Raw genomic sequence first — 21,514 nt, 5'->3', positions numbered from 1 at the left:
ATACACTTAAAGGCTTTCGTCACTTATTTGAGGTTCAAGTATTCTTTGATGGCAGCAACGATAGAAGCCGCTATTTTGTCTTGAAAAGCTTCCTTGTACATGGCAGATTCATCGTTCTTATTGGATAAATACCCCACTTCGAGAAGAACAGCCGGCATATTCGTTTTGGTGATGACCCTGAAATCAGCTTGGCGTACCTTGCGATCAGGAAATCCAGCAGCGGCAACCACATTTTTATGAATAACATTCGCAAAAGCTAAGCTTTCCGGTCTGTTATAATACGTTTCCGTTCCCGAAACCGTAGCTTTGGCGCTATTTCCGTGAATCGATAGGTAAAGATCTGTTTGATTGTCGTTCCCAAAAGAAACCCGGTCATCCAGTGGAATGAACGTATCATCAGAGCGAGTCATAAGGACGTTAACACGTTTGTCCTGAACAAGAAGCTTCTCTACCTTCTTCGCTGTAGCGAGTGTAAAATCCTTCTCATGCTTGCCAGTTATGGATAACGCACCAGGATCATTATCCCCGTGCCCTGCATCGATCACCACGGTTAACTGATGCTCTACTATCGCGGCGGTCCATTGATTCGTAAGCTTAGAAGGCTGAACGCGATAGTCTGCTAATCCTTTCAAATCCAAAATAATTCTCACCGTAGCAGGGTTATCAGCAAAGTTAGAAAAGCGCACTTTCGCAACAAGAGGATGCTTAGATGGCAGCTCCCCCGCATTATTTACAAGCAATTTCTGGAGAGAAGGATCTAAAGTTGTGTTAGGGAAGTCAAACACGATGCGATTCGGGTTTGATAATTTCATCATAGTCGGTACTAAAGAGCCGTCTTTCGCGAACACAGCTAACTCCTTCTCAGATAGCACAATCGAAGTCAACAAATGGGCATTAGGATCGGGTGTAATCGTTCCTGGATTTGTGCCTGTACCCGGTACCGGCGGTTTTGGAGGCGTTACTTGATTGTGGTCATCTACAACATCGATGGGTCCTGTAACTGGTTTGGAATCGGAATCATCTTTTTTGAACATATGAACAGAAGAGGTTAAAGAGTCCCATTTAAATTCAATACCCATAAGTTGACCAATGAAACGAAGTGGGAGCATCGTGTTGCCTTTTTCGATGATTGGCGCTACTTCCAAACTTTCCTTCTTACCTTTAATCAGGGCCGTTTTACTGTCGATAACCAATTGAATGTTCATATCGCCTTTGACGATGGTTACCTTGCGTGTGGGTTCATCCCAACTCACCTTGGCACCAATTTCTTCAACGATAATCCTTACAGGTACAATCGTATTGCCACTTACTATACGGGGCTGGACTTCGTTGGACACCAACTTTTTCTCATTCATATAAAGCTTAATTCCACTGGGGGATTCGGCTCCCATCGCATAAGTTGGGAGAAGCAGCATGCAAACTAGCAGCATTAAACAAAATGCAGGAAATTTCATCATTCACCTCTATGTAATGTCGGAATTGGGGTTGTAAACTCATACTCTTAATATCTATCTTTTAAAAACTAGCAGCAACGTGTCCGTTGTATCAAAATAATCATATGCCCGACAGCAAAACCTCCGTCCAATCGACAATCTAGTAATCTATTAGACGCAGAAAACTGCCAAAAGTTGCAAAAAAAGAAGAAGAAAAAAACCTAGCCAACGGCTAGGTCTGAGTTCATGCAGCAAGAACAAAAAAAGACGCAACCAATGCAAGAGCTCATTGGATTGCGTCTTCTATGATCACATTTTATTTATAAGCCAAACGTTTTTGGTGAGCTTGCTCATAGGCTGTGATTTTCTCTTCATGTTGAAGTGTTAGGCCGATGTCATCCAAACCTTGCAGCAGGAACTGACGACGGTGCTCATCCAAATCAAACTGAATTTTCAAGCCGTATTCATCAGTGAGTGTCTTGTTTTCAAGATCGACATTCAGCTTGTAGCCTTCATGCTTCGCTGTACGAGCGAACAATTCATCAACTTGCTCTTCCGATAGCTTGATTGGCAGAATGCTGTTTTTGAAGCAGTTGTTGTAGAAAATGTCAGCATAAGACGGCGCGATAATAACGCGGAAGCCGAAATCTTGAATCGCCCAAGGTGCATGCTCACGGGAAGATCCGCAGCCGAAGTTTGCTCGGGAGAGCAGAACGGAAGCTCCTTGATAACGTTCTTGGTTTAATGGGAAGTTCTCGATAACGTTGCCCGCTTCATCCCATCTCCATTCGAAGAAGAGGAATTGACCGAAACCGGAACGCTCAATTCTTTTTAGAAATTGCTTAGGAATAATGGCATCTGTATCTACATTCACGCGATCTACAGGACCGACTAGGCCTGTATGTTGATTAAAAGCTTCCATGTTTTCATTCTCCTTAAAGTTTTGCTTTAGCAAAACTAGCATCGTAGCCTTAATAAGCCCAAATTAAGCTTGTTGGTATTCTTTGATTTCCCAATCACGAACGTCGTAGAAATGACCTTTGATAGCTGCAGCAACAGCCATTGCTGGAGACACGAGATGCGTACGTCCACCGCGGCCTTGACGACCTTCGAAGTTACGGTTGGATGTCGATGCACAGCGTTGACCTGGTTGCAGAACGTCTGGGTTCATGGCCAAACACATACTGCAGCCCGCATCACGCCATTCGAAGCCAGCGTCAGAGAAAATTTTATCCAAGCCTTCTTTTTCAGCTTGAATTTTAACGCGTCCGGAGCCTGGTACAACGATTGCTGTAACGCTAGGATCTACGGTGTAACCTTGTGCAATTTTCGCTGCAGCACGAAGATCTTCGATACGACCATTTGTACAAGAACCGATGAAAACATAATCAACTTTCAGTTCTGTCATTGGTGTTCCTGGTGTTAAATCCATATATTCAAGTGCTTTTTCAGCAGCTTTACGTTCATTTTCTGTTTCAAAGCTTTGCGGATCCGGAACAAGTGATGTAATGCTCGTCCCCATTCCCGGGCTAGTTCCCCAGGTCACTTGCGGAATCAAGGTATCAGCGTCAAACTCCAGCACCCAGTCATACTCAGCGCCTTCGTCTGTAACAAGGTTTGACCATTCTGCGACAGCAGCGTCAAAGTCAGTACCTTGTGGAACGTATTCACGACCACGCAAATAGTTAAATGTTGTTTCGTCAGGTGCAATAAGACCTGCTCTAGCGCCACCTTCAATGGACATGTTACAAACCGTCATACGCTCTTCCATGGAAAGACCACGAATCGCTTCGCCGGTATATTCAATAACATAACCCGTTGCAAAATCTGTACCGTATTTCGCAATAACGCCAAGAATCAAATCTTTCGCAGTTACGCCTGGTTTCAGATTGCCTGTAATGCGTACTTCCAATGATTTTGCTCTGGATTGTTGCAGCGTTTGTGTAGCAAGAACGTGCTCCACTTCACTTGTTCCAATACCGAAAGCAAGTGCGCCGAATGCGCCGTGTGTCGATGTATGGCTATCGCCGCAAACGATTGTTTTACCTGGATGTGTAAGTCCTAGCTCAGGTCCCATAACGTGTACAACACCTTGATCAAGGCTGTCTAAGTCGAACAACGTAACGCCGAAGTCACGGCAGTTTTGCGAAAGTGTATCAATTTGTTGTTTGGAAATAGGATCAGTGATGTTGAAACGATCCTTAGTAGGCACGTTATGATCCATCGTTGCAAACGTAAGATCCGGTCTACGAACTTTGCGACCCGATAAACGAAGGCCTTCAAAAGCTTGCGGTGAAGTAACTTCATGTACAAGCTGCAAATCAATATAGATTACGCTGGGCTTGCCTTCTTCCTGGTTAATAACGTGATTATCCCAAATCTTCTGAAACATTGTCTTTTTACTCATATCCAGTCACCTCTTGTCATTATCCGCTCTAATTGTTAATGTCTTACCCTCATAACGTAGTTTAGCACGGAAAACGTCATAGCTCCAAGATATAATAACTATAAGCTTCATAGATTATTCCTATAGGATGATTCGAATATGAAAAAGGTGGTTAGTATCTTGCATAAGCAATTATGACATTTTGAAAAGGATGTGTTACTATGCTTTGGACAATTTTTATAGTGATTCTTGTCTTGTGGGCTTTAGGAATCGGGTTTGATATCGGAGGGAATTTAATCCATCTTCTGCTCGTTTTGGCCGTCATATCTTTGGTATTCAATTTGGTAACAGGTAGAAGAGGCAGTTAACATCACTTAATAGATGATCCTATATGTTAGTTCATACAGCAGTCTGTGGATTTTGTCCGCAGACTGCTTTTGCTTGTACCTCTAATCACGGATGCTCAACTATTGAAAGTCCTCAATCAAGGTTTTTCTCATATCAAAGCTTAAAATCTGGTATATTATCTTTATGCTTTATAGGCTGCATCAATAAACCAAGCTAAGATTATTACATATCAGGAGATGAACCCTACGATGGAATTACGTCAACTTCAATATGCGATTCAAATCGCGATCGAACGCAATTTCTCGCGCGCCGCGGAGAAACTTCATATTGCACAGCCTTCCCTAAGCCAACAGCTATCCAAGCTAGAGAAAGAAATCGGCGTCCTTCTTTTTCAGCGCAGCACCAATTCCGTTGAGCTTACTCACGCTGGTTCTCTTTTTGTTGAAAAATCACAAAAAATCCTCGACATGGTCGAGCAGCTGAAGAAGGAAATGGAAGATATTTCACAAATGAAAAAGGGTCGCCTAGTTGTAGGCAGTATGCCAATAACGGGTTCAACGATCTTGCCCTTTGTTGTTCCTGTGTTCCAAGCGGCTTATCCGGATATTGAAATTACACTCGTTGAAGAGACCTCAGCTAACTTAGAAACACTTACGATGAATGGACAAACGGATATCTCATTACTGTCCTTGCCTTTGCGAGAGGATTCTCTCGTTTATGAGACTTTGCTGGAGGAAGAAATCGTCCTCGCGGTACCTCCACTGCACCGATTAGCAGCAAGTAAAGAACCTATTAGGATCGAACAATTAGAGAAAGAAGCTTTCATTGCTTTGAAAAAAGGGCAAGGATTTCGCAAGCTAACACTTGAACTATGCCAAAAAGCAGGCATTACTCCCAATATTGTTTTCGAGTCCAGTAATATGGAAACGGTTCAGTCTCTCGTCGCTGCAGGCATGGGAATCGGTTTCGTCCCTTATTTAATTTCAAAAAGAAGCTTCAGCGAATTATCACCCATTCACCTCACCCTTGAAGGCAGACCTACTCGCACACTCGTTATCGCCTATCGTAAAGGCAGATACATCTCTAAAGCGGCCGAGGCTTTCGTTTCCACAATGAAAGAGGTTATGCGAACAATCGGTTAGCACAAGGAGGTATAACCAACAATGAACAAAACGCAACGGTTAATTCAGTTGATGATGGCGGTAAACGAACGAATGCAGTTCACGACAAAAGAGATGGCCGATGAATTCGGCGTCTCGGAACGCACGATGCACCGCGATTTACAGGAACTAAGCGAGCTAGGGATGCCGCTTTATACCGAATTCGGCCCGCATGGGGGATACCGCCTATTGAAGAAGCGGATGCTCCCTCCGATTCTGTTCTCCGAACAAGAGGCTGTTGCGATGTTCTTCGCCTTTCAGTCGCTCCAATATTATGGAGCGCTCCCTTTTGCTGCGGAATCGACTTCAGCGCTGAATAAGTTCTACCACTATCTCCCTACAGATACCAAAGTAAGAATCGATGCACTTAAAGATCGAGTATCCTTCTGGACGCCTACGCGAACGCAAGGTTCCCCCTACTTGCAACAGCTTTTGGAAGCTTCTATTGATGAAAGGCCTTTACGTCTAACCTACGCGTCCAAAGATGGGACCACAGAGAGAGTCGTGCAGCCAATCGGTATTTACGCGTCCAATGGCTTCTGGTATTTCCCCTCCTACTGCTTTCAAAAAGATGGATTTCTCTTATTTCGCGCAGATCGTATACGTAGCTTGGAACTAGCCAGAATCGAACATCCGAGCAAAAGTTTCAAACACTACACGATTGGTGACTGGCTATTAGCAGGCCAAGAGCGTGAGGCAGGCCCTATGACCATGAAGCTCCGGGTGAAGCTGACTCCAGCTGGTGTTAAAACCTATGAGCGTAGCAATGGACTGGACGTTAACATTGAACATTATGATGATGGCAGTGGACTATTAGTGACAGACATGCATCGAAGCAATTTATCATACTTTTCGAAGTATTTTCTCAGCTTGGGTGCGGACGCCTTAGTCGAAGAGCCCTTGGAAATGGTGAATTGGATTCGTGAGCAAATTCGTGCTATGCAGCATGCATACGGCAATGAGTTGAATTGAAAGTTGGATTCAATGTAACCGCTGCAATGGTTGCACCTTACATTTTGATGCAAAAGTACATCATAATAAACGAATAAATTGAAATTCCCTCGAAAACGAAAAAATTAGATGAACAAAATACATCAGTTCTGCATCCTCTCCTTGAGTCGAGCGATACATCTCTCCAGCACTGTAAATACTATGACAAGATTTGTCATGGATTCGATGTAACATTAAAACTGAGCACACGAAGCGAATGATGCCGCCTGTTTTTCTGGCGAAAATGCTATGTTCATGCTTACGATGCCAATTTTTCTGGCGAAAAACTTTAAGGAGGCGCAACAATGCTAACAAAAAACTTGCAAGGACGGGTTGCCTTGGTTACCGGTTCCAGTCGAGGCGGCGGCCGCGGCATTGCCTTAGCACTTGGAGAGGCTGGGGCCACTGTCTATGTGACAGGACGCAGTACGAGAGCGAAGTCCACGAGAATAGATCTCACGGGTACGATTGAAGATACCGCTGAAGCCGTTACGCAGCGCGGTGGATTAGGAATCGCCGTTCGTTGTGACCATACTATTGACGAAGATGTCAAAGCTTTGTACGAACGTATTAAACAAGAACAAGGGACGCTCGATATTGTGGTCAATAATGCTTGGGGCGGATACGAGGATTATGATGATGTCGATTTCTCCGTTCCCTTTTGGGAGCAGCCGATGTCGCGTTGGGACAAAATGTTCGAGGCAGGACTGAAGGCTCAGATGGTTTCAAGCCGATATGCGATGTCTACCTTTTTCCTCGAACAAAAGCGCGGTCTTCTGATTAACACAGGCGTCTACTCCGACATTGGCGGCGACTACCCTATCAATGTTTTTTATGACACGGTGAAACGAGCCGTTGCGAATATGACGCGCGCTATGTCTCAAAATCTGAAAGCAAACCATATTGATGTTACCGCGCTTACTTTAGCACCTGGCTGGATGCGTACGGAAGCCGTTTATAAGCATTATGGCTTACAAGCAGGTGATCCTGATTTCATGAAAGTTGAAGCACTTCATCCGACGGAATCTGTGGAATATATCGGTCGCGCAGTCGTCGCTTTGGCATCCGATCCTCATGTAAGTCAAAAGGCAGGTCAGCTTCTCGAGGTAGGTGCCCTAGCGGAACAGTATGGCTTCACGGATATCGATGGCAGACGGTTGCCTCCGTTCCGGGTTTAAGCCGTTCGAATGTAATTACTTCATAAACCATTTCTGAATAAAATTCGGCGGTTGGATGCGGCAGTTGTGAAAAGCTGCAATTTTCCAATCGCCTTTTTCTTTGACAATCACATTTGTATTGATCCACCAACATTAACCTCATCCTCACTTTAAAACACGATTCCACCTTTTAATTTTGACATAACAACCTCTTAAAGAAATCGCACTAGAGTAGGCAATAATCCCAGTCCACTGACCGATTACATACCAAATTGATTAAAATTCCACAGATTCCTCTAACCCTTTGACCTCCGAAAGCATATGATATATAAATAAAACTTATCCATTCCCCAATAAAAAATGATAAAAAGATAGCATTAGCCCGGGAGGCGGAAACCATGACATTATTAAGAGCAATTGAGCAGACATTCTGTAAATTGCAAGAACCTTCATTAGAACAGCTTAAAGCAGCTCTACAATCCTTAGACAACTTACTTCATGAGGTGCCTGTTCATAAAACAGAGCCCAAACATCTACCCTATGGTCGGAATGTCGTCTTTAGCACGAAAGAGCTCGAAGTTATTGTGATTCACATACCTGCTTCAGAGGCAACGGCGATTCATAACCATGGCTCGTCCATCGGCTCCGCTTGTTTAGTTGAGGGAACGTTAGTCAATACCAAATACCGCTTAGACTCCGAGGGTTATCCCGTTGCCCAAACAGATGACTATATTGGACCAGGTGAATATTTTGAAGCTCCTAGCGAGCAAATTCATCAGTTAAGCAACCCTTTCCACGAGCCTGCTGTTTCCATTCATGTATATAGCCCGCCTCTCCAGGGAGTAACACGCTACCTACCATACAGCGAAATCTTGGATTATGTCATCTAAAAAAAGCCCCCTGTCATTACGTCAATTGACGTTCTCACAGGGGGCTGAGTATTAAAATTGAAGTGAATTCTCAATGAATGCTTTCAATTCGGAAATTGGCATCCGTTTTTGTTCCATTGTATCACGGTCACGAACCGTTACTTGACCATCTGTTTCGGACTCAAAGTCATATGTGATACAGAATGGTGTACCGATTTCGTCGTGGCGACGATATCTTTTACCAATAGAACCTGTATCATCATAATCCACCATGAAATGCTTCGCTAGATCGGCAAATACAGCCTGCGCGCCTTCATTCAACTTTTTGGAAAGTGGGAATATGGCGGCTTTAATCGGCGCCAGCGCGGGATGGAAGTGCAGAACCGTACGGCTGTCGTCACCTTCCAGCTTTTGCTCTTCGAAAGCATCGATTAGAAGCGCTAACGTAACGCGATCCGCGCCCAGTGAAGGCTCGATGCAGTAAGGAATGTAACGCTCGTTTGTTTCTGGATCAATATAATTGAAGTCCGAACCAGAGTGCTCCATGTGCTGTTTTAAGTCAAAATCTGTACGATCCGCGATACCCCAGAGCTCGCCCCAGCCGAACGGGAATTTGTACTCGATATCCGTCGTCGCATTGCTGTAATGGGACAACTCATCCTCGTTGTGATCGCGAAGTCTAAGGTTATCCGCTTTGGCGCCTAGGGACAACAGCCAATTATGGCAGAAGCTTCTCCAGTACTCGAACCATTTCATGTCCTCGCCAGGCTTACAGAAAAACTCAAGCTCCATTTGTTCGAATTCACGTGTACGGAACGTAAAGTTACCTGGTGTGATTTCGTTACGGAAGCTTTTGCCGATTTGGCCGATACCAAATGGCAGCTTTTTGCGCATCGTGCGTTGAACGTTTTTGAAGTTAACGAAAATCCCTTGTGCTGTTTCCGGACGTAAGTAAACCACGTTGGTGCTAGCTTCCGTTACACCTTGAAATGTTTTGAACATCAGGTTGAACTGACGAATATCCGTGAAATCCTTGCTGCCGCAATCTGGACACACGATGTTGTTCTCTACGATTAGCTTCATCATATCGTCAAACGTCATGCCATCAACGATGATTTCGATATCTTTCTCAGCCAATTTATTTTCAATTAGTTTGTCTGCACGGTGACGAGCTTTACAGCTTTTGCAATCGATCATCGGATCGTTGAAATTTCCAACGTGACCGGATGCTACCCATGCTTGCGGGTTCATCAAAATCGCTGCGTCAAGACCCACGTTATACGGGGATTCTTGAATAAATTTTTTCCACCAAGCACGCTTGATGTTGTTTTTAAGCTCGACACCAAGAGGACCGTAATCCCATGTGTTAGCTAAACCGCCATACACTTCTGAACCTGGGAATACAAAACCTCTGTGCTTCGCTAATGCTACAACTTGATCCATAGTAACGCTCATTGTTCATTCGCTCCTTCAGCTTCTCGTGTGTAGGTCAATGACCTTTGACGACCCTTTGGATATGAGCAGACGCAAAAAAAGCTCAACATCCAAAGGCATCAAATAATGCCTAGGGACGAGAGCCTTATGCACCCGCGGTTCCACCCTAGTTGATACACCCATAAAGCAGTGTATCCCCTTTATCGTATTGGCTCCGGATAGCCTTTTCCTTGAGCTTCAATCTGGGCTTTCACCGTCCCCAGCTCGCTGAACTTGAAGTTGTTCAAGTACTATTCATCCTTCACAGCCACAATTGATCATTCAATTGGCTTTAGTTTACAGAAAAACCGACAAAAAATCAAATAGGTGCAGGTACATTTTTATTTAGACTAATACAAATGTGGACGGCGGTCTTCAAAGACCGGAATTTTAGCGCGAACACGCACAACTTCCGTCAAGTCGATGGTTGCATGTAAAATCGCTTCGCTCTCATCGCCTTCCACCAGCACTTCGCCCCAAGGATCAATCACCATCGAGTGACCAAAGAAATTCGTTGTACCACTAGTCCCAACACGATTACAGGAAACGACATACATCTGATTCTCAATGGCTCTGGCCATGAGCAGCGTACGCCAGTGATGCAAACGTGGGTGCGGCCATTCCGCAGGAACGAATAAAATTTGTGCCCCATCCAGCGCTAATTTGCGCGCAAGCTCAGGGAAACGAATGTCATAGCAGATCATCGCGCCAGCCGGAACGCCTTCAAGCTCAAATCGGCCAAGCTGATCGCCGCTATGTAGAAACTTTTCCTCGTCCATGAGACGGAACAAGTGGATTTTGGAGTACTCGGCTGTTTCCGCGCCTTCGCGATCAAAGGCATAAATCGTGTTCAGAACACGATCGTCTCTTTTATCAGCAATGGATCCGCCGATGATGTTGACACGATGGGTCCGGGCAAAATCACTCAAAAGAGCTTTCGTCCTAACACCGTTAGGATCAGCCAACTGCTGAATCTCGGTTAAAGCGTATCCTGTATTCCACATCTCGGGAAATACGATCACATCAGGCTTTTGATCTCCATTAACCGCTTGATGCAGAAGCTTCTCCAACTGAGCAAAGTTCGTATCGGGTTCACCGATTTGAATATCCATTTGAATAAGTGCAATGTGTAGTAATTGTGATTCGGACATACTAGGATAACTCCTTCCAGGCGGCAGATTACCAATATCTCTCTATAGTAGTCTAATTTAAGTTTGAACTCAATGGAACTCATGAAGGTTTGAACGCTTTGGACTGTCCTCTTGCTATACTTAAAGTCTCCCAATTTTGATTGGCCCAATGTTTGCTGAGCAGAACGATTTGCCCCACATGGTAACCATAATGAGACACTTGGCGCTGAATGGCTTGCAGTACAGAATGCCCTTCGCCTCGAATTTGAACGGTCCTAAGAACATCATCCGGAGTGAGTGCGTGCAGAGTATCAAACAGAACCTTCCAGCCTTCCTCCCAAAAGGAAATAAGCTCTTCCCGCGTGTAATGGCTGCTTTCAAATTCACCATCACGCTGCCGAGTTTCCTTTTCGCCATCCGTTGTTAAGAAATCTGTCCATCGTGACAACATGTTCCCGTGCATGTGCTTAATCAACAATTCTAACGAATTCGACTCCTCATCTAACGTTAAATAAAAATGAGCATCTTCCGTTTGCATGAAAGCTTTATCCGCCAGCTTCTTCATATTTACAAATGCACGTATGGATTCCTGCAAAAAAACTTGCGCCACTTTTGTGTTGTCCGACATGGTCTTCAGCACCTTTCCGTAACTATTGAACTAACTTTATGATATTGACCGCTCGATGTAAAATCGATTATTTTCATCACTATGAAAAAAAGATTAATCATGTTACATTAAGGTTATTAATTAAAATCCCGACCTCCGGAGTGTGAATTAAAACATGACTAGAATATCCCCAACAACAAGCCCATTTACGATACAGCCTGCTGAACGTATGAACGGACTTCCAACGCAATTTTTTGCTTCACTAGTACGCAAAGCCAATGAGCAAATTGCTGCGGGTCATGACGTCATTAATCTTGGCCAAGGGAATCCAGACCGCCCTACGCCTACGCATATCGTGTCATCTATACAAGAAGCGGCTGCTAACCCGTTGTATCATAAATATCCGCCCTTCAGCGGATTTCCATTTCTGAAACAAGCCATTGCTCAAAGGTATAAGGAGGATCACAACGTAGATCTTGATCCTGAAACGGAAGTAGCGATTCTTTTTGGCGGTAAAACAGGACTGATCGAGATCGCACAATGTTTGCTCAATCCTGGAGATGTATGTCTGGTTCCTGATCCTGGTTACCCGGATTATTGGTCAGGAGTTGCACTTGCTGGCGCCGAAATGGCTTTCATGCCCTTGCGAGAAGAAAACAACTTTCTGCCTGACTACTCACAGCTCAAAGAATCCGATTTGAACCGCGCGAAGCTGATGTTCATTAATTATCCGAACAACCCAACAGGCGCTACGGCTCCCGCTTCCTTTTATGAAGAAACGGTCGAATTCGCACACAAGCATGGTGTTGTCGTCGCAAGTGATTTCGCCTATGGTGCGATCGGCTTCGACGGCAAGAAGCCGATCAGCTTCCTGCAGACACCAGGTGCCAAAGAAGTGGGTATCGAGTTCTATACCCTCTCCAAAACGTACAACATGGCTGGCTGGCGTGTAGGCTTTGCCCTAGGGAACCGAGAAGTAATCCGTCTTATTAACTTGATGCAGGATCATTACTACTGCTCGCTGTTCGGCGGTATCCAAGTGGCAGCCGCAACTGCTCTCACAGCCTCGCAGGATTGTGTTACTGAGCTGCGTGATGTTTACGAGAGCCGACGCAATGCCCTTTATACAGCTCTTTCCAATATCGGCTGGCATGCACGCCCTTCAAAGGGGTCTTTCTTCTCTTGGCTTCCTGTTCCAAAAGGGCACACCTCACAAAGTCTCGCCGATTTGCTTCTACAAGAAGCGAAGGTTGTCGTCGCACCAGGCGTTGGCTTCGGAACGCACGGAGAAGGCTATGTAAGGCTTGGACTCTTATCCACCGAGGAAAGATTAGAAGAGGCTGTACAACGTATCGGCAAACTAAATCTATTTGGTTAAACCGATAATTAAGAGGCTCGTCATTGGCTCCATCACTTGCTCGCCTATGCAGCCTAGGCTTCTGCTTCTTTACAAACACTTGTACAGCGTGCTATTCTAGATAGAATAAAAAAGGAAGTCATCAAAAACTTCTATATCGCAACGTTATGATGGGAATAGTAGGAACCGTTAAGCACGAAAACAGAGAGTAAGCTCCATAGACTGAGAGAGCTTGCCGTGAACCGATTCCGAACCCGCCCCTGAACAGTCAACGATGAGTTGAACAGTGCCCTGCTGTTATTTAGGGAATCTAGAGTTGGGTGCAGCCGCCATCGGTGTGCGCCAATCTAAGGTGGTACCGCGGAAGCTACAGACTTTCGTCCTTATGTGTTGAGGACGGGAGTCTTTTTTGTATCTACATACATGTAAATCAAAGGATGGGATCGATATGACTCAGCGAATCGTCGTCAAAATCGGCAGCAGCTCTTTAACTTCAGATACCGGGGGCCTCAATCCGGATAAAATACGTTTTTTCGCGTCGGAGCTGGCGCAATTGAAGCAGGACGGCCATCAAGTCCTGCTGGTTACCTCAGGCGCAGTTGCCGCAGGCTTCACCTCCCTTGGCTACCGCACGCGGCCCAAGGTATTGCACGAGAAGCAGGCCGCAGCCGCTGTCGGTCAAGCGCTTCTCATGCAGGCGTACCACGAAGCATTTGCGTCCCACGGCATCAGCGTGGCGCAAATTTTGCTCACAAGGTACGACTTCTCTAACCGCAAGCGCGTGCAGAACGCGCTGATGACGGTCGACGAGCTGCTGCAGCGCGGCGTCGTACCGATCATTAACGAGAACGACACCGTCGCGGTGGATGAACTGAAATTCGGCGACAATGACACGTTGTCTGCCTTAGTAGGCAATTTGGTCAAAGCGAACAAATTGATCATCATTACAGATATGGACGGCCTGTACACGGACGATCCCCGCAAAAACGCAAACGCGCAGCGTATCGATCGCGTGGACGCCATCAGCGATGAGCTGTTCAGCTTCGCTGGAGGCGCTGGGAGCGCGGTCGGCACCGGCGGCATGCGCTCGAAGGTTGAGGCCGCCCGCATCGCGATGCGCGGGGGCGTGCCGGTGTTCATCGGGCGCGTACTCGAGCCCGGTGATTTGCCGCATGCCGTGGATGGCAGCGGCAAGGGCACGTACTTCGACACGGCTCTGAACAACCTGCCGGTGAAGAAACAATGGGTCGGCTTCCACTCGCTGCCGCAAGGGCAAATCATCGTTGACCAAGGCGCCAAAGCGGCCCTGCTCAGCGGGGGCAAGAGCTTGCTTCCTGCCGGCATCACAGGCGCTGCAGGGGATTTCCACCCCGGCGACGTCGTCGAGGTGATCAGCATCGAAGGCGCGCTGCTAGGACGCGGCGTCGTCAATTACGCGGCTTGGCAGGTGCAAGCCGCCGCTGGACTATCGACCGATGAGGTCCAGAAACGTGTGGAAGTTGCCCGAATCGAAGTCATTCACCGAGATGAATGGGTTCCTTTAACCTAATGAAGAAAGAGAGGCTCTCTGGGCCATGAGACAACAACGATTGCTTAACCCTACCTTACGTGACGTTCCGGGAGAGGCAGAAGCCGCCAGCCATCGACTGATGCTGCGTGCGGGATTAATTCGACAGCTCTCCAGCGGAATCTACTCCTATTTACCCTTAGGTCTTAAAGCCTTACAAAACATACAACAAATTGTCCGAGAGGAAATGGATGCAGCCGGTGCACAGGAAATGCTAATGCCAGCTCTCCACCCTTCTGAACTGTGGAAGGCCTCAGGCAGATGGGCTGGAAGATCGGAACGGTCGAGAGTTTGCACTAGGAGCTACCCATGAGGAAGTCATCACGACGATCGTGAAGGACGAGATTCATTCCTACAAGAAGCTGCCTGTCACGCTATATCAGATTCAAACGAAGTATCGCGATGAGCGTAGACCCCGATTCGGTCTGCTCCGCGGACGAGAGTTCCTTATGAAGGATGCCTATTCCTTCGACCGTACGGAAAGCGGGCTAGATGCCAGCTATCAAAGTATGTTTAACGCTTATGTTAACATTTTCACACGATGCGGATTACTGTTCCGAGCGGTTGAAGCTGATTCCGGCGCTATCGGCGGTACGGATACCCATGAATTCATGGCCCTTGCTGATGTTGGTGAGGATACAATCGTCCACTGCACCTCCTGCCAGTATGCAGCGAATATTGAAAAAGCAATCGGAACGGTACCAGAACAACAGAAATCCGAGCGGTTGGATAACATTTTACCCACTTCGCAACCAGTGAAAATTCACACGCCGCAAGTGACAAGCATCAAACAGCTTAGTCAATTTCTACAAATAGATGCCAATCAGATCATTAAATCTGTTGCTTTACAAGCAGATGGAGCTCCCCTTATTGTCCTCCTGCGAGGCGATTATGAATTAAATGAGATCAAGCTGAAACAAGCTATTGGGGCTGTTGAAATCTCCATGCTTTCCGAAGTAGACATAGAGAAACTAGGATCCATTGCCGGTTTTATCGGTCCAATTGGACTCCAGAATGTGAGAATCATCGCTGATTCCTCTATCAGGGACTTGAAGGACGCTGTCGTAGGAGCCAATGAATCCGATTATCATTTGGTTTATGTGGAAGTCGAACGCGATTTAGGAACGATATCTTATCATGACGTACGCAATGTCGCCCAAGGTGAGTTATGTTCCCATTGTGGGCATGAGCTCTCTTTTGCGAAAGGGATAGAACTTGGACACGTATTTAAGCTCGGCACCAAATACAGCAGTTCCCTTGGTGCAACGTTTAGCGACGAGAATGGAATTTCCGAGCCCATCATTATGGGCTGCTATGGCATTGGTGTCTCACGTGTGCTAGCTGCCATTATCGAGCAAAACTATGATGAACGAGGCATTATATGGCCTGAATCCATTACGCCATTTTCCATTCATCTTCTGACCGTTCATGTTCAGGATGAAGCTCAAATGAAATTATCCGAAGAGATTTATACAACGTTAGTTAGGGCAGGCTACTCCGTCCTATGGGATGATCGGGATGAACGTCCTGGCGTTAAGTTCAATGATTCGGATCTACTCGGCTTCCCTCTGCGAATAACAGTCGGCAAGAAAGCAAGTGAGCGAGTTGTAGAATGTAAGGAGCGCAGAACCGGCAGTCAATATGAACGATCTGTAGAGCATATACTTACGCATTGCCATTCTTTATTCCAAGCAGGAGGTCGATCTTCCCATGAGTGAAGTCGTTCAAAAATCTAAATTAGCCAAACAAGCTGCCCAGACCATGGGTAATCTCACAACTGAACAAAAGAATGCGGCACTACTCCTTATGGCAGATAGCCTTGTAACGGAGCAGCAAGCAATTATCGAAGCGAACGCCAAAGATTTGCAGCGTGGCAAAGAATTAGGCACAAGCGCTTCCCTACTCGACCGTTTAGCTCTAAATGAATCCCGCATCGCAGCGATCGCTGAAGGTCTGCGTCAAATAGCCGAGCTCCCAGATCCTGTTGGGGATACATTGGAAGCATTTGAACGTCCAAACGGTCTGCGCATTCGCAAAATCCGTGTGCCGCTTGGTGTGGTCGGCATTATTTATGAAGCAAGACCTAACGTGACCGTTGATGCAGCAGGTTTATGTCTCAAGACAGGCAACGCAGTCGTTCTGCGTGGCGGTTCTTCCGCTTTATTTTCCAATGAGAAAATCGTTGAAGTTTTGCACGGAGCATTAAGCCGTTCTGCCATTCCCGCTGATGCACTTCAACTGATTCTAAGCGCAGACCGCAGTTCTGTGGATGAAATGCTGAAATTGAATGGACTCATCGACGTGCTTATTCCAAGGGGCGGGCATTCTCTTATTCAAAATGTTGTCAATAACGCCTCTGTTCCTGTCATTGAAACAGGTGCGGGTGTATGTCATACTTTTATAGATGAAAGTGCAAAGCTCGATATGGCCGTTCGCATCGGGATCAACGCCAAAGCTCAGCGTCCTTCTGTTTGCAATAGCATGGAAACATTACTTGTGCATGAGTCTATTGCAGATAAGCATTTAGGTGCCATAGCAGAGGCTTTCAAAGGTGCTCATGTTGCGCTCAAAGGTAACGAACGAGCTCGTGAGTTAGTACCTAGTATGCAAGTTGCCGAAATCGAAGATTGGAAAACCGAATATGGGGACTACATACTTAACATCAAAGTTGTGAAGGATCTCGATGAAGCTCTTGCTCACATTCGTGAATACGGCACCATGCACTCTGAATGTATCGTGACGGAAGATGCGGCCAATGCCGAAAGATTCTTACAGGAAGTAGATGCGGCGGCTGTTTATCACAATGCTTCGACTCGCTTCACCGATGGTTTTGAATTCGGCTTCGGAGCGGAAATCGGCATCTCCACCCAAAAGCTTCACGCTCGCGGACCCATGGGTCTGCCATCGCTTACTTCAACCAAATACCGCGTTTATGGAAGCGGACAAATACGCGAATAACGATTCAAAATTCAAGGAGGAATATACGATGTCCACTACTTTATCCCAAACCAAAATTGCCTTTGTCGGCGCTGGTTCGATGGCGGAAGCGATCATTCGCGGACTCATTGAAACCAAAGTCGCTGATCCTCAAAATATATATGTGATGAATCGTTCGGATCAAGACAGGTTGGCTTTCCTACGTTCGGAATACGGTCTACAGGCAACGTCAGACCCGTTAACGAAGGAAACCTTTCTTCGTGTTGCCGATGTCGTCGTTCTCTGCATGAAGCCTAAGGATGTGGAGAATGCCTTCGCTGAGCTGCAGCCGCTTTTGAACGAACAGCAGCTTCTTGTTTCGGTCATTGCTGGGCTCTCTATCGCGAAAACAGAAGCTCTACTGCAAACCAATATGCCGATTGTTCGCACGATGCCGAACACGTCCAGCACAATTGGTCTAGGCGCTACAGGGATGAGCTTCTCCTCCAAGGTCAATGCTACATTCAAACAAGTGGCTACTCAAATGTTTGAGGCCGTTGGTATTGTAACGATCGTGGAGGAAGAGAAACTAGAAATTCTGACAGGCGTATCCGGCAGCGGTCCTGCCTATGTCTACTATTTCATGGAAGCCATGATCAAAGCTGGCATTGATGGTGGCCTTTCCGCAGAAGATGCACACCAATTAACACTTCAAACAGTGCTCGGAGCCGCGCATATGGTTCAGCTTACGCAAGAAAATCCTGCTGAGCTTCGTCGCAAGGTCACATCGCCAAATGGGGCAACGCAAGCTTCTATTGAAGCATTGGATCGCTTTCAGTTTAGCGAAGCTATCTCACAAGCGGTATTTCGTTCTGCAGAGCGAGCCAAAGAAATGGGCGAACAAATTGCTGCGCCAAGCCCCGTATCGAAATCCTCCTAATTTCATGAGATCTAATTCTATCTAAAGCAGGTGAATGTTTACGATGAACGCATATTGTCTAGCCACCTATCGGAGTTTCGATGAGAAAGCCGATTTTCATAAAAAAGCAACAAGCATCGCTGTCGGCCTTACGGTTGGCAGCTGGACCGAACTGCCCGAAGCGCAAAAAGCGCAAATGGAGAAGCATTTAGGGAAAGTCATTTCGGTTGAAGTGCATGAGCCCGCTCATGGAGAACCTATTTCAAACCGCTATGCCGATATCACAATTGCATATCCAGATATTAACTTCAGCAGGGACATCCCTGCCTTGTTGGTCACCGTATTCGGAAAGCTGTCGATGGACGGCAAAATAAAGCTAATTGACTTATCCTTCTCATCTGATTTCTTATCTGGCTTTTCCGGTCCCAAATTCGGTATGCAAGGTATCCGAGAGCTCCTTGGTGTGCATGATCGCCCCTTATTAATGAGTATCTTTAAATCGGTTGTCGGGTATGAGCTTCCAGCTCTGCGTGAACAATTTTATTTGCAAGCAGCCGGCGGTGTGGATCTCATTAAAGACGATGAGATTCTGTTTGAAAATCTATTAACACCATTGGAGAAACGGATCGAGACTTGCCTGAAAGCAGCAGCACAAGCCACTAAGGAAACAGGACAAAAGCTGCTCTATGCTGTCAATTTAACCGGACCCACATCCAAGCTTGCAGCTCAAGCCAAGAAAGCAATCGGTGCCGGAGCTAATGCTTTACTATTTAATGTATTAGCGTACGGTTTCGATACACTGCATGAATTAAGCTCGGACCCGGAAATAACGATCCCCATCATGGCTCATCCTGCCATGGCAGGTGCGACTTATCCATCACCGCACTATGGGATATCCGCTTCTGTGCTGCTTGGTAAGCTCATGCGTTTGGCCGGAGCAGATTTAGTGCTGTTCCCATCTCCTTATGGCTCTGTCGTTATGCCTAGAGAAGAGAACATGGCAATTAAGCATGCGCTTCTAACGGATGATTTACGAAAAGATTACACCTATAATGCTCCTGCCGATGTACAACTGAAACTAGCTTCAAGCTTTCCGGTCCCTTCCGCAGGCATTCACCCTGGACTTGTCCCGCTTATTCTGCGTGATTTCGGCAACGATGTCATCGTCAATGCAGGTGGAGGCATCCATGGACATCCACTAGGTACGATTGCTGGCGGGCAAGCCTTCCGTCAGGCGATTGACGCAACTATGCAAGGAATTACACTTCAAGACTACGCCCAAACACATCCAGAGTTACAATCAGCTATCGATACTTGGGGGACTCCCGAATGAGTAAGGAACGCATTATTTTTTGTGACTTTGACGGTACCATTACTGTGAACGATAACATCGTTGCCATCATGAAGCATTTCAACCCAGCTGGTTGGGAAGCCATCGTGGAACAAATTTTGGACAAAAGTATATCCATACGCCAAGGTGTTGGTGAAATGTTCGCCCTCCTCCCTACTTCCCGTAAGGATGAGATTGTCGAATATGCGATCAGTAACGCAGTCATTCGTGATGGATTCAAAGAATTCGTTGATTATTGCAAAGAACACAATATTAAGCTTTTGATTACGAGCGGCGGCATTGATTTCTTTATCTATCCGCTGTTGAAGCCATTTGCAATCCCAAGTGAGCATATCTACTGTAATGCCAGCACATTTGAAGGAAACACCATTGAGATTTTGTGGCCAAACCGTTGTGACGAGCATTGTACAACAGACTGTGGAATGTGCAAAACAAGCATTATTCGCTCTTATGACGCTAATCGATATGAGCGAATTATCATCGGAGATAGTATAACGGATTTCGAGGGTGCTAAACTGGTCGATACGATCTTTGCTCGCTCTCATCTCATCGATATGTGTAAGCAGCTAGACTATCCGTATCACCCATTCGAAACTTTCTTTGATATTATGAAGCAACTGGAGGCTGAACCTGTAGTATGAGTATTTTACTGGAAGAAAAGCAGCGTGCATTCGCTGATTTGCGTGATATTAAAGCTAATTTAGCGGCCAGAGGATGGTTTCCTGCAACGAGCGGTAATCTGTCTGTTCGTGTAGGAGGCTTCGAGCCTGACGCATTCACATTCGCAATTACATCAAGCGGCAGAGATAAATCCGTGCAAACACCTGAGGATTTTCTACTCGTGAATGAGAAAGGTCAACCGACAGAAGCTACAAGCCTGAAGCCATCGGCAGAAACCTTGATTCATAGTGAAATCTATCGTTTAACAGGTGCAGGCGCCATTTTCCATGTACATACGATATTCAATAATTTGATCTCTGAATTGTATTGGGAACGTAAAAGCATACCTGTAGATGGTGTTGAGCTTATTAAAGCTTTCAATATTTGGGATGAAGAAGCTCAGATCGAGATTCCTATTTTACCCAATTATGCTGAAATCCCTCGCATCGCCGAGTTGGTGGAAGGTGCGATTATTCCGCGAATCCCTGGAATCGTACTGCGCAAACATGGTATTTATGCCTGGGGAGCGAATGCTTTTGAAGCTAAGCGCCATCTGGAAGCGTTCGAGTTCCTTTTCGAATACATATACCGCTCGCACTTGCTTCATAAAGGCAATTAATAGCTACATGATTAAAAGTCAGGTCCTCTTCCAACTTAGGAGAGGTTCTGGCTTTTTTTGTCTCATAGAATCGCTCAGGATGGGTCACACTACTTCTAGCTGTCAAATCAGTTAGCAAAGGAATACAAATACGCCTATGTTCTCAGTCATTAATACAAGTTTATTTCTATTTCTTTTCATCTCTTATGTATATGTTAAAAAAAACATGAATCTCTTTGAGGTCTTAGTCTATTGGTTCTGGGTTTCACTGTTCGGGGAAGATTTTTCTGAAATTGTAGTAACGAATTTAAAGCTGATTGTGCCTTATCGCACTTACCAAATATTTTGGGATACCATGTTCTATTATATATTATTATTCCCTATGTCCATGATTTGGTTTCTGCATTTTTATTTAAAAATCAAACATAAGGGGCTACGCATAATTCTCATTAGTTTTTATACCCTTATATTAGCAAGTATGCATATTATTATGGAGCTTGCCGGTTATGTATATATCGTGCACTGGAAATTTTGGTGGTCTTTTGTAGTTTGGCTAACTTTTATCGTTTCTACTGTAGGACTAATGTACGTAA

General features: G+C 45.8%; 18 protein-coding genes and 1 pseudogene. 13 read left to right on the top strand and 6 right to left on the bottom strand.

Annotated elements, in window-relative coordinates; all coding sequences use genetic code 11:
• Positions 1-23: 23 nt before the first annotated feature.
• The 3 genes from QFZ80_RS10795 to leuC all read right to left on the bottom strand — a co-directional run bounded on the left by QFZ80_RS10795 (position 24) and on the right by leuC (position 3,840).
• Complete coding sequence (locus QFZ80_RS10795) at positions 24-1,457, bottom strand: N-acetylmuramoyl-L-alanine amidase family protein (protein ID WP_307558798.1); 1,434 nt, start codon at positions 1,455-1,457, stop codon at positions 24-26.
• Between the two features lie 292 nt (positions 1,458-1,749).
• Entirely contained in the window at positions 1,750-2,355 is a 606-nt protein-coding gene (gene leuD, locus QFZ80_RS10790; protein ID WP_307546800.1) for a 3-isopropylmalate dehydratase small subunit, read from the bottom strand.
• A 63-nt stretch (positions 2,356-2,418) separates the two neighbouring features.
• Complete coding sequence (gene leuC, locus QFZ80_RS10785; protein WP_307546802.1) at positions 2,419-3,840, bottom strand: 3-isopropylmalate dehydratase large subunit; 1,422 nt, start codon at positions 3,838-3,840, stop codon at positions 2,419-2,421.
• Positions 3,841-4,040: 200 nt separating this feature from the next.
• Here leuC and QFZ80_RS10780 point away from each other — a divergent pair, with 200 nt between their 5' ends.
• The 5 genes from QFZ80_RS10780 to QFZ80_RS10760 all read left to right on the top strand — a co-directional run bounded on the left by QFZ80_RS10780 (position 4,041) and on the right by QFZ80_RS10760 (position 8,364).
• Positions 4,041-4,187 (top strand): lmo0937 family membrane protein, encoded by a 147-nt coding sequence (locus QFZ80_RS10780; protein ID WP_307546804.1) that lies wholly within the window; start codon positions 4,041-4,043, stop codon positions 4,185-4,187.
• A gap of 228 nt (positions 4,188-4,415) precedes the next feature.
• Positions 4,416-5,309, top strand: a complete 894-nt coding sequence (locus tag QFZ80_RS10775; RefSeq protein WP_307546806.1) for a LysR family transcriptional regulator — start codon at positions 4,416-4,418, stop codon at positions 5,307-5,309.
• A 21-nt stretch (positions 5,310-5,330) separates the two neighbouring features.
• Positions 5,331-6,299 (top strand): helix-turn-helix transcriptional regulator, encoded by a 969-nt coding sequence (locus QFZ80_RS10770; RefSeq protein WP_307546808.1) that lies wholly within the window; start codon positions 5,331-5,333, stop codon positions 6,297-6,299.
• Between the two features lie 323 nt (positions 6,300-6,622).
• Positions 6,623-7,495 (top strand): SDR family NAD(P)-dependent oxidoreductase, encoded by an 873-nt coding sequence (locus tag QFZ80_RS10765; protein WP_307546810.1) that lies wholly within the window; start codon positions 6,623-6,625, stop codon positions 7,493-7,495.
• Between the two features lie 377 nt (positions 7,496-7,872).
• On the top strand, positions 7,873-8,364 hold the full coding sequence (locus QFZ80_RS10760) for a cysteine dioxygenase (RefSeq protein WP_307546812.1): 492 nt from the start codon (positions 7,873-7,875) through the stop codon (positions 8,362-8,364).
• Between the two features lie 51 nt (positions 8,365-8,415).
• Here the strand turns inward: QFZ80_RS10760 and QFZ80_RS10755 are convergent, their stop codons facing one another.
• The 3 genes from QFZ80_RS10755 to QFZ80_RS10745 form a co-directional block, all read right to left on the bottom strand.
• Positions 8,416-9,798, bottom strand: coding sequence for a glycine--tRNA ligase (locus QFZ80_RS10755; RefSeq protein WP_307546814.1), 1,383 nt, complete (start codon positions 9,796-9,798; stop codon positions 8,416-8,418).
• Between the two features lie 368 nt (positions 9,799-10,166).
• Positions 10,167-10,967, bottom strand: a complete 801-nt coding sequence (locus QFZ80_RS10750) for a carbon-nitrogen family hydrolase (protein ID WP_307546816.1) — start codon at positions 10,965-10,967, stop codon at positions 10,167-10,169.
• A 79-nt stretch (positions 10,968-11,046) separates the two neighbouring features.
• Positions 11,047-11,574, bottom strand: coding sequence for a DUF1572 family protein (locus tag QFZ80_RS10745; protein ID WP_307558796.1), 528 nt, complete (start codon positions 11,572-11,574; stop codon positions 11,047-11,049).
• Positions 11,575-11,728: 154 nt separating this feature from the next.
• On the opposite strand from QFZ80_RS10745, the gene QFZ80_RS10740 reads away from it, so the two are divergent.
• The 8 genes and pseudogenes from QFZ80_RS10740 (at position 11,729) to mtnB (ending at position 20,942) form a co-directional block, all read left to right on the top strand.
• Complete coding sequence (locus tag QFZ80_RS10740) at positions 11,729-12,931, top strand: pyridoxal phosphate-dependent aminotransferase (protein ID WP_307558793.1); 1,203 nt, start codon at positions 11,729-11,731, stop codon at positions 12,929-12,931.
• 427 nt (positions 12,932-13,358) lie between these two features.
• Positions 13,359-14,459, top strand: a complete 1,101-nt coding sequence (proB, locus tag QFZ80_RS10735; RefSeq protein WP_307546823.1) for a glutamate 5-kinase — start codon at positions 13,359-13,361, stop codon at positions 14,457-14,459.
• A 25-nt stretch (positions 14,460-14,484) separates the two neighbouring features.
• Positions 14,485-16,195 (top strand): annotated as a pseudogene (locus QFZ80_RS10730) (proline--tRNA ligase).
• Positions 16,188-17,435, top strand: a complete 1,248-nt coding sequence (locus tag QFZ80_RS10725; RefSeq protein ID WP_307558791.1) for a glutamate-5-semialdehyde dehydrogenase — start codon at positions 16,188-16,190, stop codon at positions 17,433-17,435. Before QFZ80_RS10730 ends, QFZ80_RS10725 begins: the two are co-directional and overlap by 8 nt.
• Before the next feature lie 28 nt (positions 17,436-17,463).
• Positions 17,464-18,333 carry a pyrroline-5-carboxylate reductase gene (gene proC, locus QFZ80_RS10720; protein WP_307546828.1) on the top strand — a complete coding sequence of 290 codons (870 nt, stop codon included), beginning with the start codon at positions 17,464-17,466 and terminating at the stop codon, positions 18,331-18,333.
• A gap of 43 nt (positions 18,334-18,376) precedes the next feature.
• Positions 18,377-19,645, top strand: a complete 1,269-nt coding sequence (locus QFZ80_RS10715; protein WP_307546830.1) for a 2,3-diketo-5-methylthiopentyl-1-phosphate enolase — start codon at positions 18,377-18,379, stop codon at positions 19,643-19,645.
• Positions 19,642-20,304, top strand: coding sequence for a 2-hydroxy-3-keto-5-methylthiopentenyl-1-phosphate phosphatase (locus QFZ80_RS10710; protein WP_307546832.1), 663 nt, complete (start codon positions 19,642-19,644; stop codon positions 20,302-20,304). The genes QFZ80_RS10715 and QFZ80_RS10710 overlap by 4 nt, the downstream gene beginning before the upstream one ends.
• Positions 20,301-20,942 (top strand): methylthioribulose 1-phosphate dehydratase, encoded by a 642-nt coding sequence (gene mtnB, locus QFZ80_RS10705; protein WP_307558789.1) that lies wholly within the window; start codon positions 20,301-20,303, stop codon positions 20,940-20,942. The genes QFZ80_RS10710 and mtnB overlap by 4 nt, the downstream gene beginning before the upstream one ends.
• Positions 20,943-21,514 lie beyond the last annotated feature (572 nt).

The sequence above is a fragment of the Paenibacillus sp. V4I7 genome (assembly GCF_030817275.1).
Taxonomy (GTDB): Bacteria; Bacillota; Bacilli; order Paenibacillales; family NBRC-103111; genus Paenibacillus_E.
The sequence above is the reverse complement of the archived record's forward strand: the minus strand, read 5'-3'. Positions and strand labels throughout refer to the sequence as shown.